Genomic DNA, 12,222 nt, shown 5'->3' on the forward strand with positions numbered 1-12,222 from the left:
GCCATATCCAGAGCAACGCGTTCTGCATGGAGCTCGCCAGCGCGCAAGTGAGCCCCCATTCCGACAACCCTTCCATGGTTCACAATTACAGAACCGACGGGCGGATTGGGTGAAATTTGACCAGCCGCACCTTCAGCAAGTGAAAAAGCGATTTGCATATAGTGTTCAATTTCCAACGATAACAACACTCCTGAATCATAGATTCCTCATGTAACAAAAAAGCCCCGCAACAGATGTGCGGGGCTGGGTAAGCATGACTAAATAAGCGTCAGTCAAAAGAAAAATTTGAAAAACGCACCATTCCTTCTCCCATCCAGACTTTAACTGTCGGCCTTGGAGTTTCACCAAATCCACCGTCTGCAAAATTGCATCCGGGTCACGGACTAAGAGCCATAAAAGCTCATCACCGCCGGTAGGGAATTTCACCCTGCCCCGAAGGAATATTATTCGATTGTCTCAAAGTCTAGCACAGCTATCAGGGAGCATGCAACCTGCATGTTCAATTTAAAACGAGCAAGTCTTTCCATCTGCTAGAGATAAAATAGCAGTAGCGATAGACCCCATATAGAGTATATATATGGCAGCAGTAAATATTAATGCCGTGATTAGCAGACGTAATGCTTTACTCTATTTATTAACTAATTTGTGCTATTGCTTGCTGAATACTTGAAAAAGTTCGGATTTGCTCGTCGGCCATTTTTGTACTTACTAATGATTGTGCCACTTTTGGAGAGATGCCAGTAATATAAAGCTGAGCGCCCATAAGTCTAAGCACGTCTTGGACGGCCAGTAAACTAGAGAGTGGCGATTCATGATTCCAGTACAATCCGGTTATGTCGATTATGACATGTCCAATTCTGTGTAGCTGAACAAATTCACTAAGTTTTTCTGTTAATAAATTGAATCGATGCGGGCTCATTTCTCCTATAAGTGAAACAGCAGCCAAATCATCCTGAATCATCATAATCGGAAGCATTAGTTGTTCAATTACTGAGTCTTTAGTCGACAATTCATCGCGTTGTCTATATTCGACGGATACGTTGGTTTGTGTACCGATAAAGAAAGAACGACTTCCAATTTCCAAAGGGGTTATGGAAAGACGGTTCCAGAAAAGTGTTCCATCTTTCCTATAATTCTTAAGTGTAATAGTGAGGGGCTTCTTGTTATAAATTGCTGCACGGATTTTCTGGATTGCAAATGGATCGGTCTCCGCCCCTTGAAGAAAACGACAATTCTGGCCAATTGTTTCGGAAAGTGGATATCCAGTCATCGTTTCAAACGTCCGATTTGCGTAGATAATTGGATTATCCGGCTGTGAAGGATCTGTAACTAGGGTAGCGACCCGGCTGCCATCCAACATCGCTTCCAATAGTTGAGTTTGCATAGATTGAGTGAGGTTTTCCATTTTTTCACATCCCTACCTAATTAGAATATTGTCTGTCATTAGTTTAGCACGAGCTAGGAAATCATTTCAAAGTAATGGTTATGTTTTTACCGTTTCATATTGGTAGCTTATATAGTTATAGTTTTGTCGTTGGTACATCTCTTTTGGTGTATCCTCACCGTCAGCGACCAAAATGACTAGTTTGTCAGGATACTGATTTATCAACCATCGTTGCAACTGAGTCCCAATACCTCTATGTCTCATTTCAACTAACACATACAACCCGTCAATTTCGACTGTTTGTTCATTAACAATCAAATCTACAGTTCCTGCCAATTCCTTGTCACAGTGTGCAACCAGCTGCACAACATTAGGATCAGAGAAATTCTTTATATGCATTTTCTGTTTTTGCGCGGCAAACTCTTTCCCGAATTGCTCATCAATGATTCGATGTAAGTGAAGAAGTTCTTTAAGATTGTCAGCAGTTACTAGAGACACTTGGACATCCGCAGAAGGAAGAACCTCCGGAAAGTCTTTCGGATCAAGTACATATAACTCTAGAAAACCAGTATCATAATCATTCCGGTTTAAATAAGCCTTCACTTCTTTTGGAATGGGTTCATTCTCGGGAAATGTGAATTTTAGATGGTGCTGATCTCGTACGGAATGGTAGATCTTTAATGTTTGTTCTGCTTTTTGAAATTCACTGACTGTAGGCATCTTCTTAAATGCGATATAGTTGCTGTCATAATAAAGTGGCATATCCGGCAGGTGATAATGGATATATGTATCAGTAGCAGAAGCGACAAGCCCCGCATTATGGATATGTTCGAATGTAAACTGATTCAGAGTCAACCCCTCCTTCTGTTATCCTATCATATATTTTTAGAATCGGAATCCACTTTTCTGAACATTCTGGTTGACGTCATAAATTATCAGGAATATACTAACAATAACACTACTTTGTCTCACAAGGTAGTTGTTTTTTACACCGCTACCTTGTTAGACAATATACAGATGGAGAGTGGGCACATGTCAGTTAGAAGTGAATTACTTAAAGGGATTTTAGATGGCTGTGTCCTTGCCATTATTGAAAAGGAGACAGTGTATGGTTACGAGCTTTCCGCTAAGCTGCAAAAAGTTGGACTTGACGACGTGAGTGAAGGTACCATTTATCCTGTTTTGCTGAGATTACAGAAAAACAAATGGATTTCAGGTGAAATGCGTTCATCTGATACTGGACCAAGAAGGAAATATTATACGTTAACGCCAGATGGCAAAGAGGCACTGGAACTTATTCGCAGCGAATGGGGAAAACTCACGGTACCGGTAACGACATTGTTGAAAGGAGAGGTAGACCATGGTGACAACTAAGGAATTGATTCAGGAAAATAATGAAAAACGTGAACACTTGACTGAAGCAAACGAAAAGTACTATTCCAACATCCTCGTTTACATCCGTTCAAGGTTTTCACTGTCTGAACGGGCAATGGAAGAACTTCTAATGGAAATGCTGGAACACCTATTAGAAGGTCAACAAGACGGGAAGAGCGCAGAAGAAATCTTTGGGGGAGACCCAAGAGCGTATGCAGACGAAGTGATTGCACAAATGCCAAAAGAGAAGAAGAAAAACCAACTGTTATATGGAATACAGCTGATAGTCGGTGTGCTCGGTTGGATGGTGCTTAGCCGAGGTGCTATTTTGGGCATCTTATCATTTTTCCAACCGGTAGACGAACAACTTTATTTGATTTCAACTGCAGCATTGCTAGTAGCGGTACTTTTGATAGTTGGCATCGGTGTTGTATTGCTTATGAAATTTGTAAGGAAAACAGCATTTGAAGAAAAGAAAAGTACATGGAAGTTTACAATTGCCGGAGGAGTTTTTGGAGTACTAGTATTTGGTTTGTTCATGGGGATAGCCTTTTTCTTTAAGGATAAGGGGCCGGCTATACAATTTCCTTGGTTAGCCTCATTGTTAGCAGGTTTTTTACTATTACTTGTGAGTCAATGGATTGCCCGTAAAAATGAAAGCACTTATTGACGGAAACGAAACCGATGGGCCTCCTGATTCGTAGTATAGATAGACGTTAAAACGGATCAGGAGGTTTACACTATGAATGAAAGCTATTTTGTCGGCTGGGGGACCCTTGCACTGATCAATGCCGTATTAGCGCAAGGGAAAAATAGATCGGGTCTTAACTGGTTCTTGCTTTCACTTTTACTAGGACCTATTGCGACGTTCTTTTTAGCACTATCTGCAAAAAAATAACCTATTTCAAGCGCAGACTTAACTGTCTGCGCTTTTTTAGTGGGCATTTTCATTGCTTTTATATACCCATATAGGTATATTTGAAGAAATAGAAAACAATTGGAGGAATGTTCGATGAGTTGGATCATAATACTATTAATTGTGGCATTCTTTGTGTGGCGCATGAAACCGGCAAAAGGAATTAAGACACTGTCTGCGGCTGAAGTAAAAGCATTAACGAAGGATAGGACGAAGCAATTTGTAGATGTTCGAACACCTGGGGAATATAATTCCCGTCACGTAAAAGAATTTAAAAATATTCCCTTAAACGATTTAGGGAAAAGGTTAGACGAGCTGGACAAAAACAAAGAAACGTATGTGATTTGTCAAAGCGGGATGCGTAGTGCGCGTGCAGCTGGAATGCTGAAAAAGCAAGGATTCACTGATGTTGTCAATGTCAAAGGCGGGATGAGTGCGTGGCAGTGAAATAAGTAATGAGTTTGTTTAAACTGATCTGTTTCTATGCAGAATTACGGGAAATATCTTGTCGAAATCTAAATTATTTCCGGGGAAATAATTGAAATTTGTCGGGAAATAGTGGCTGATTTAACTTGCGAACTATTCAATCTTTGCTATAATGAACTGACTAACTGACAGAAAGGGTTGAGGGTGGCTGATGGATAACTAATTCCTGATTTTTCAAAACGAATGATTCGTTGTGTGAAAAAAGGGATTGGTCTGTCCATTTATAATTGCCGCTTTCAACCTTAGATAAGCATCTGACCGGGTGCTCACTAATAGTGTTGAGGCTATTTAGAGATGCTGACAGAACCGATCCTTCCGATTATGTTGCGGAGGGATCTTTTTTGTGTTCCCTCTTTACTGGAGGAATGTTGATGTTAAAAGGAATAGTGAATAAATTATCAGCGGGATATGGTGATGTAGTTATTTTTAATAACCTTCGTGCAGAAATACCGGAAGGAGCTAGAATCGCAATTGTCGGCCCAAATGGAGCGGGTAAAACTACATTTTTGTCCATTTTGGCAGGGGAGAGAGAACCTTCTTCAGGCAAAATTAGCTGGACTGGAAGGATGCCTTCCATTTCGTATTACCAACAAGAGGCTGAAACAGAAGAGCCGGTGGACTGGACACAAGCTGAATTATTTCTAAAACGCAGTCAATGGCATGTACCCAAAGAAACAAAATATGTTCACGCAAGCGGTGGAGAGCGTGTCAAACTGCGTCTTACAGCTGCGCTGGCAGAAGAACGTGAGATCCTGCTGTTGGATGAACCGACCAACCATTTGGACTCTGAAAGTGTGGAGCAACTCATTGAAACACTACAAGAACGTAAAGGCACGATACTGTTTGTCTCTCATGACAGGTATTTCATCGACCGTCTTGCGGACTGTATTTTCGAAATTGAGAATGGTGAATTGACCGTCTATGAAGGGGATTATACCGATTATCGGAAACAGAAAGAGTACGACCGTATTGTGCAGCAAAAGCATTACGATGAACAGCAAGAGCATATTGCTGAAATTGAAGGACAAATTGAACAGCTGGATAAGTGGTCTGCCAAAGGTCATGCGATGTCTACGAAACGAGGAGGCGCTAAAGAATATTATCGAAAGAAAGTAAAGAAACGGAACGTCCAAATCCGTTCAAAGCGAACGCGATTAGAAGCAGAACTGGAGAAAAGTCGAATAGAAGCACCTGAGGCAGGGACGTCAGTTTCGTTCGAACTGGAAGGGATGCGTAAAAAGGGAAAGCGCGTACTTGAACTGAAAGCTGCGAGCAAAGCATTTAAAAATAGGCAGCTCTTTCAGGATGTGACTTTTACTGTACAGTCAGGTGAACGACTCGCATTGTTCGGGCCAAATGGCGCGGGGAAAACGACACTGTTTCGTATGATTTTAGGAGAAATCGATTTTGAAGGCGATGTCTGGCTATCTGGAGGAATGACTGTTGGATATTTGCGTCAAACCGCATTCGATTTACCAGATGAACAAACGATGTCCGAATATTTTTATTCACCTTCATATGAAGAACAGGGGTTTCTTAGAATTCAGTTGACGAATTTAGGATTCACGGCCGATCAGTGGCAGCTCCCCCTCGGAGCACTTAGTCAAGGTGAACGGTTGAAAGTGAAACTGCTGGATTTCATCCGCAAAAGAACAGATGTGTTATTGCTCGATGAACCAACAAATCATTTGGATCTTCCATCCCGTGAAGAACTGGAGCGGACGTTGGAAACGTATCCGGGCACTTTGCTGTTTGCATCGCACGACCGGTATTTTACCGAGCGTATGGCAGATGGATTGCTGTTATTTGAAAAAGGGACTGTACGTAAAGTACCGTATAGTTTAGTTAACTGGGAAGCCCGAAAGCTTGCTGCCCCCATTCCATCATCTGAACAAGAAGAACTGCGGATTGAAACCGAATTGCAGGAAGTATTAGGAAAGTTGAGTTTGCTGACACCGGGCAATCCGGAATATAATAAGCTGGATCAACGGTTTTTTGAGTTATCTCGACAGCTTAGGGAACTGAAAAGCTAGAATTAGAAGAAGCAGAGACACCGCGCTCTGCTTTTTGTTTTCCGTAAAATGAGAATGAAACCATATTCCATTATGTGTTGTCTAACAGATAGAGGGAAAGTGGAGGTGGCGGATTGGAAAGACATGAACGTGACCGGCTGCTTGTCGAAGCGATGGATCTACATGGTGACTATCTGCTTCGAATTGTGTACGCAATCGTTAAAGAAAAGACCAAAGCAGAAGATATCGTCCAAGAGGTTTTCATTCAATATTACATACATATTGATGAGTTCGAGCACCGTTCCTCCGTTAAAACGTACTTATACCGAATAGCAATAAATCGATGCCGCAATCTGTTTAAAAGCTGGCATTATCGAAAGCTAGAGCTTTCCCATCAAGTAGGCCAATTACTAGTATCTATTCAAGATACGGAGGAACAAGTGATACATGAGGAATCGAGTGAAGAGCTAAAACGACTAATCAATCGACTTCCGTTAAAGTACAAAGAAGTGATCTGGCTTTTCTATTATGCAGAACTGAAGGTTTCTGAAATAGGAGAGGCACTCGGGTGTTCTGTAAATACAGTGAAAACTCGATTAGCGCGTGCGCGTAGACTGGTTAAAGGAATCCTGAAGGAGGAGAATGCTGTTGACTAAAAAAGTGCAGGTACAATTGGACGCAGTATTGCCCGAACGACTGGTTTTAGAAGACACGGTAAAGCAACGAATTCTCCAGCAAGCTCACCAACGGCTCGATGCCGAAGTGGTGCCAAAGCAGTTAACGCTGAAGCCGCTTATGACAGCCACAGCCATTGTCGTCTTGGCAGGAGTTCTGGCAGTTCCTTATGTGGAGCAAGAGCAGCAGGAACGTGCTTTTCAAGAAGCGCTGTCTAGTGAACAGATCCAAAAAGTCGTCGTGCCTAATGTAGCATATCCGAGTTTAATCAATTCCATTTATGTTGAAGAAAATAACGAAGTCATTCATACCGATGAAAAAGGAATCTACTCGTATTCCATCAATGATAAGACAGAGACCGTACTGGTTCCGCCTTCAGAGATTATTGAATTTTCCAGTGTGTCACTAGAGGCAAATGAAAACTGGATGATCTGGGGCAATAGTGAAATTCACATTTTAAATAGGAAAACAGGTAAAGAACATGTGCTGCAAGAGGAGTATATAGAGGTTCAATTGATAGGTGACCAAATTCTATATCTAGCAATCACCGACCACCCAGTATATTATCTTTATAATTTGGAAACCAATTTAAAAATTAAACTTCATGATATTAAAGGCAATGGGATCAGTGTGACGGATGTACGGAATGACAGAGCAGCTATGGTGGAGGAGTTAGAAGGAGAAACTGGCCCATCGGCTTCCGTATCCGTTTATAATCTTGAGAGCAGAAAGCTATGGCAAACCTATAAGATACCTTATGAGAGTGTATCTTATCTAACATTGAATGACGATCGAATGTATGGTCAATTTTCTTATAATGAGAATGACTTTTCCCTTGGTTATCTTGACTTAGATACTGGTAAAGTTCATATGCTGGATGTCCCTGGACATAGCGCGTATGCCATCTATGATAATTTTTTGGCGCTCAGTGTGGACAAAGGAGATAGCGATACCGTAAAACTATTCCACTTGAAAGAGGATGCGGGAGAAGAGATAAAGACGTTGAACGGTGTCGGTGAACGACTCGTTAAACCACGCTTCAATGATTCCGGCAAACTCATTGTAAACGGAGAAGGACAAAGAACACCACTTTACATTATAGACACACAAAAATTAGAGAATGATTAAAACGATTGTTTCATTTATCAGCCAAAGAATTCATTTTTCTATCGTTTTTGACCAAGCTAGGGGTAGTATACAGGTAAAGGGAGTGATGACGTGAGCTTAGAACAAGGATGGAATTTGGACAACAGCTATTGCCAACTGCCAGAAGTGTTTTTTGCAGAAACTGACCCTGAAAAGGCAGTTTCCCCAAAAGTGGTTTTGCTGAATAAAAACCTTGCGGAATCACTAGGATTGCAAGTGGAAAAGTTGAATCCTGAAGTACTCTCCGGAAGTGAACTGCCAGAACGAGCTGAACCGATAGCGCAAGCGTATGCAGGACATCAGTTTGGGAATTTTACGATGCTGGGTGATGGACGTGCAATTCTATTGGGGGAGCAGATTACCCCTTCTGGCGAGCGAATTGATATCGGATTAAAAGGATCAGGCTCTACAGCATTTTCACGAGGCGGTGACGGTCTGGCGGGACTCGGTCCCATGTTACGCGAATATATCATTAGCGAAGCGATGCATGCTTTAGGAATTCCTACATCGCGAAGTCTATCTGTTACATTGACCGGGAATGACGTATATCGTGAAGACGTATTGCCTGGTGCTGTTCTCATCCGGACAGCGAGCAGTTATTTACGGGTGGGGACATTCCAATACGCAGCGGCCCGACAAGTAACCGAGGACTTGGGTACGCTCGCGGATTACGCAATAGAGCGGCATTATCCAGAAGCAGCAACTGAAAATAATCGATATGAACTGCTGCTCGCAAATGTCATTGAGCGACAAGCAGCATTGGTTGCCAAGTGGCAGCTAGTCGGGTTTATCCACGGTGTTATGAATACCGATAATGTGACAATTAGCGGGGAAACGATTGACTATGGGCCATGTGCTTTTATGGACGAATACGATCCAGAAACCGTTTTTAGTTCTATTGATGTAAATGGTCGTTATAAATACGGCAATCAGCCAGGGATTACATCGTGGAACTTAGCGCGTTTTGCGGAAACCTTGTTGCCGCTGCTTGATAAGAATCAGGACACCGCTATTCAAATAGCGGAAAAGCAACTTGCTCAATTTGGTAAGGTGTTTGAGCGTGAATGGTTGAACGGCATGCGAGCAAAGCTTGGTTTGCTGGATGAAAAGCCTGAAGATGAAGCGCTTGCGAAAGAGTTATTGCTGATCATGAAAGATATGAGAGCGGATTACACGAATACATTCAGAGCGTTGACAGAGAAGAGTGCAGAGCAGCCAAATTGGTTCGCAAAGGATGCTTTTAGACAATGGAGAGTGAAGTGGGATGACCGCAGAAACCAACAAGTCGCATCCGCTGAAGCGTCTTATGGAGTAATGCGTCTTAGCAACCCAGTGGTGATTCCGCGCAACCATCGAGTGGAAGAAGCGATTAAAGCGGCGGAGAACGGCGACTTAAGTGTGCTGCACAAATTGAACCAAGTTCTCTCTACGCCCTACGCTTCTTCCAAAGAACAGGATCCTTATACAAGACCATCAATTTCTTCAGCACCTTACCAAACGTATTGTGGAACATAATTTGATGTCAAAAAGTGCGGACGCTTATGAAGCGTTCGTTTTTTTAATGATTGGATGAAATCATTGGTTGTATCCGCCCGGTTGCTCGAGGAACCTGCCCGATTCCACGAGGGACCCGCCCGATTCAGCGAGGAAGGCGCCCGTTTCTACGAGGGACCCGCCCGTTCCGGCGAGCAACCCGCCCGATTCCACGAGCCATCCGTCCGTTCTAACGGAAAACTCAACTCAATCGATTCCTAATATGTTATACTCCACCGTAGAATTTAACAGAAAAGGATTTGGGGAAATGACAAAAGCGATAATCACAAAGAAACCACTTCCCACACTTTGGCTCGTTGTGCTGCTCGGTTCATTGACAGCCTTCGGACCGTTGTCGATGGATATGTACTTGCCGGGATTGCCAGCGGTAGCGGAAGATATGAGTGCATCCACCTCGCTCGTTCAATTAAGTTTAACGGCTTGTCTTGTTGGACTTGGTGCAGGGCAGCTCGTATTTGGCCCGCTAAGTGATATTTATGGAAGACGACGACCACTCGTTCTGACGCTTGTTGTCTATGCCATTGCATCTGTTCTTTGTGCCTTCACAACATCGATATGGCCTTTCATTACCCTGCGATTTGTGCAAGGACTAACAGGCGCTGCGGGTATCGTAATTGCTAGAGCATGTGCCCGGGACCTGTATGCAGGACACGAACTTACAAAATTCATGGCCTTACTTTCCATCGTTAATGGAGCAGCTCCTATACTTGCGCCGATTGCTGGCGGTGCCATTTTAAGCTTTGCCTCATGGCCAGTTGTATTTTTTGTACTAGGCGGAATTGGATTATTGATGTTTGTTGGAACAGCCGGGTTCTTACCGGATACACTTACGATCGAAAACCGTGCAGAAAAAGGGATTCTTTCGGTATTCAAGACGTTCGGGCGGTTACTGAAGGATCATCAATTCATGGGAATTGCACTCACTCAAGCATTCGTTATGGCATCTATGTTCGCTTATATCGCAGGTTCTCCTTTTGTCCTGCAAAACATGTATGGTGTTACACCACAGCAGTTTTCCTTATTCTTCGCGTTAAATGGAATTGGAATTATTGTAGCCGCGCAAATCACGGGACGTCTATCGCATAAAATATCTGAACTGAACTTCCTCATGGCAGGCGTGCTGATTTCATTGATAGGAAGTATATTATTGCTAGTTGTCGTTTGGCAACAAGGGCCTTTGTTCATTGTTGCAACTGCCTTTTTCCTAGTAGTTTCAAGCGTAGGAATGGTCTCCACTTCAGCGTTTTCACTAGCGATGCATCGACAAAGTCACGCTGCAGGGAGTGCCTCGGCATTTCTAGGATTATTGCCATTTGTAGGAGGCGCAGTCGTCTCGCCACTTGTCGGCATTGCAGGTGACCAAACCGCATGGCCGCTAGGAATTGTGATTATGGGCTGCAGTTTGATGGCGTTCATGCTATGCATGGGGCTGGTGCGAAAATCGTCTGAAGTTGAGTAATATAAACTTTATAGAAGGTCACTAAAGAACCAATATGTTGTTTATCCAACATGCTGGTTCTTTTATGATGAAAATAATTGTCCCGCTGTTCACGTTAACTCTCTGTCCATCTTGCTAGAGTTTTGAAGCCTATACGAAATTAAAACTTTATGTTAACCTATTATTAAAATAGGTTAACACATATTTCTATAGTCAAAAGGGGCGTATTACATGAACTGGAAAGCACTCGCACAAGAAGTCATTGACGGAAAAGAAATTTCCAATGAAGAAGCATTATCGATTTTAAACACAAGTGATGACGATATTTTGACTCTATTAGATGGTGCCTATAGGATTAGGCATCATTACTTCGGGAAAAAAGTAAAACTGAATATGATTATGAACGCTAAGAGTGGCTTCTGTCCGGAAGACTGCGGGTATTGCTCACAATCTTCTAAATCGACAGCGCCGATTGAAAAGTATCCATTCATCTCGAAAGAAGAAATTTTAGAGGGCGCAAAACGGGCGTTTGACAATAATATTGGGACGTATTGCATCGTAGCAAGCGGGAGAGGACCGACACGAAAGGATGTGCGCGTTGTCAGTGAAGCCGTTGAGGAGATAAAAGAAAAGTATGGGTTAACTGTTTGTGCGTGTTTAGGGATATTAAAAGAAGAACAGGCAGAGCAGTTAAAAACGGCGGGGGTTGATCGATATAATCATAATTTAAATACTTCTGAACGTCATCATGATTTCATCACAACGTCACATACGTACAAGGATCGTGTGGACACAGTGGAAATTGCGAAGAAGTATGGAATCTCGCCTTGCTCCGGAGCAATTATTGGAATGAAGGAGACTAAAGAAGATGTCGTCGACATTACCCGTGCACTGCGCAAGTTAAATGCAGACTCTATTCCAGTAAACTTCTTGCATGCGATTGATGGAACGAAACTTGAAGGAACAAACGAATTGAATCCACGATATTGCTTAAAAGTGTTAGCGCTATTCCGCTATATGAATCCATCAAAGGAAATTCGAATTTCAGGCGGGCGTGAAGTCAATCTGCGTTCACTTCAACCCATGGGTATGTACGCAGCCAATAGTATATTCGTAGGAGATTATTTAACAACAGATGGTCAAGAACGCAATTCAGACTTTCGTATGTTGGAAGATTTGGGATTTGAAATTGAGCTGACTGAAAAACAAGCTCAAGTCGCTTATTCTTAAAACTCAA

General features: G+C 42.6%; 12 protein-coding genes, 1 pseudogene and 1 riboswitch. Of the genes and pseudogenes, 10 read left to right on the plus strand and 3 right to left on the minus strand.

Annotated features, from left to right (window positions below):
* The 3 genes and pseudogenes from QT716_RS07145 to QT716_RS07155 form a co-directional block, all read right to left on the minus strand.
* A pseudogene (locus QT716_RS07145) lies at positions 1 to 158 on the minus strand (bifunctional diaminohydroxyphosphoribosylaminopyrimidine deaminase/5-amino-6-(5-phosphoribosylamino)uracil reductase RibD); the annotation flags it as partial.
* A gap of 139 nt (positions 159 to 297) precedes the next feature.
* Positions 298 to 444, minus strand: a riboswitch (FMN riboswitch).
* A 190-nt stretch (positions 445 to 634) separates the two neighbouring features.
* Entirely contained in the window at positions 635 to 1,384 is a 750-nt protein-coding gene (locus QT716_RS07150) for a PAS domain-containing protein (protein WP_317935381.1), read from the minus strand.
* A gap of 99 nt (positions 1,385 to 1,483) precedes the next feature.
* Complete coding sequence (locus QT716_RS07155) at positions 1,484 to 2,239, minus strand: GNAT family N-acetyltransferase (RefSeq protein WP_317935382.1); 756 nt, start codon at positions 2,237 to 2,239, stop codon at positions 1,484 to 1,486.
* Between the two features lie 177 nt (positions 2,240 to 2,416).
* On the opposite strand from QT716_RS07155, the gene QT716_RS07160 reads away from it, so the two are divergent.
* The 10 genes from QT716_RS07160 (at position 2,417) to bioB (ending at position 12,215) form a co-directional block, all read left to right on the plus strand.
* Positions 2,417 to 2,758, plus strand: a complete 342-nt coding sequence (locus QT716_RS07160) for a PadR family transcriptional regulator (protein ID WP_317935383.1) — start codon at positions 2,417 to 2,419, stop codon at positions 2,756 to 2,758.
* Complete coding sequence (locus tag QT716_RS07165; RefSeq protein ID WP_317935384.1) at positions 2,745 to 3,428, plus strand: DUF1129 family protein; 684 nt, start codon at positions 2,745 to 2,747, stop codon at positions 3,426 to 3,428. The genes QT716_RS07160 and QT716_RS07165 overlap by 14 nt, the downstream gene beginning before the upstream one ends.
* A 72-nt stretch (positions 3,429 to 3,500) precedes the next feature.
* Positions 3,501 to 3,656, plus strand: coding sequence for a hypothetical protein (locus QT716_RS07170; protein ID WP_317935385.1), 156 nt, complete (start codon positions 3,501 to 3,503; stop codon positions 3,654 to 3,656).
* 114 nt (positions 3,657 to 3,770) lie between these two features.
* Positions 3,771 to 4,121, plus strand: a complete 351-nt coding sequence (locus QT716_RS07175; protein WP_317935386.1) for a rhodanese-like domain-containing protein — start codon at positions 3,771 to 3,773, stop codon at positions 4,119 to 4,121.
* Between the two features lie 410 nt (positions 4,122 to 4,531).
* Positions 4,532 to 6,193: a ribosomal protection-like ABC-F family protein gene (gene abc-f / locus QT716_RS07180; RefSeq protein ID WP_317935387.1), complete on the plus strand. Its 1,662-nt coding sequence runs from the start codon at positions 4,532 to 4,534 to the stop codon at positions 6,191 to 6,193.
* Between the two features lie 113 nt (positions 6,194 to 6,306).
* Positions 6,307 to 6,828: a sigma-70 family RNA polymerase sigma factor gene (locus QT716_RS07185; RefSeq protein ID WP_317935388.1), complete on the plus strand. Its 522-nt coding sequence runs from the start codon at positions 6,307 to 6,309 to the stop codon at positions 6,826 to 6,828.
* Positions 6,821 to 7,975: a WD40 repeat domain-containing protein gene (locus tag QT716_RS07190; RefSeq protein WP_317935389.1), complete on the plus strand. Its 1,155-nt coding sequence runs from the start codon at positions 6,821 to 6,823 to the stop codon at positions 7,973 to 7,975. Before QT716_RS07185 ends, QT716_RS07190 begins: the two co-directional genes overlap by 8 nt.
* A 90-nt stretch (positions 7,976 to 8,065) precedes the next feature.
* Positions 8,066 to 9,508: a protein adenylyltransferase SelO gene (locus QT716_RS07195; RefSeq protein WP_317935390.1), complete on the plus strand. Its 1,443-nt coding sequence runs from the start codon at positions 8,066 to 8,068 to the stop codon at positions 9,506 to 9,508.
* 286 nt (positions 9,509 to 9,794) lie between these two features.
* On the plus strand, positions 9,795 to 11,006 hold the full coding sequence (locus QT716_RS07200) for a multidrug effflux MFS transporter (RefSeq protein ID WP_317935391.1): 1,212 nt from the start codon (positions 9,795 to 9,797) through the stop codon (positions 11,004 to 11,006).
* Positions 11,007 to 11,216: 210 nt separating this feature from the next.
* Positions 11,217 to 12,215, plus strand: coding sequence for a biotin synthase BioB (gene bioB, locus QT716_RS07205; protein WP_317935392.1), 999 nt, complete (start codon positions 11,217 to 11,219; stop codon positions 12,213 to 12,215).
* Positions 12,216 to 12,222: the final 7 nt, after the last annotated feature.

Source organism: Sporosarcina aquimarina (assembly GCF_033253705.1).
Lineage (GTDB): Bacteria > Bacillota > Bacilli > Bacillales_A > Planococcaceae > Sporosarcina > Sporosarcina aquimarina.

Coding starts and splice junctions, on each gene's coding strand:
- abc-f (WP_317935387.1), top strand. CDS start 4,532: ATGTTAAAAGGAATAGTGAATAAATTATCAGCGGGATATGGTGATGTA.
- QT716_RS07150 (WP_317935381.1), bottom strand. CDS start 1,384: ATGCAAACTCAACTATTGGAAGCGATGTTGGATGGCAGCCGGGTCGCT.
- bioB (WP_317935392.1), top strand. CDS start 11,217: ATGAACTGGAAAGCACTCGCACAAGAAGTCATTGACGGAAAAGAAATT.
- QT716_RS07200 (WP_317935391.1), top strand. CDS start 9,795: ATGACAAAAGCGATAATCACAAAGAAACCACTTCCCACACTTTGGCTC.
- QT716_RS07175 (WP_317935386.1), top strand. CDS start 3,771: ATGAGTTGGATCATAATACTATTAATTGTGGCATTCTTTGTGTGGCGC.
- QT716_RS07160 (WP_317935383.1), top strand. CDS start 2,417: ATGTCAGTTAGAAGTGAATTACTTAAAGGGATTTTAGATGGCTGTGTC.
- QT716_RS07170 (WP_317935385.1), top strand. CDS start 3,501: ATGAATGAAAGCTATTTTGTCGGCTGGGGGACCCTTGCACTGATCAAT.
- QT716_RS07165 (WP_317935384.1), top strand. CDS start 2,745: ATGGTGACAACTAAGGAATTGATTCAGGAAAATAATGAAAAACGTGAA.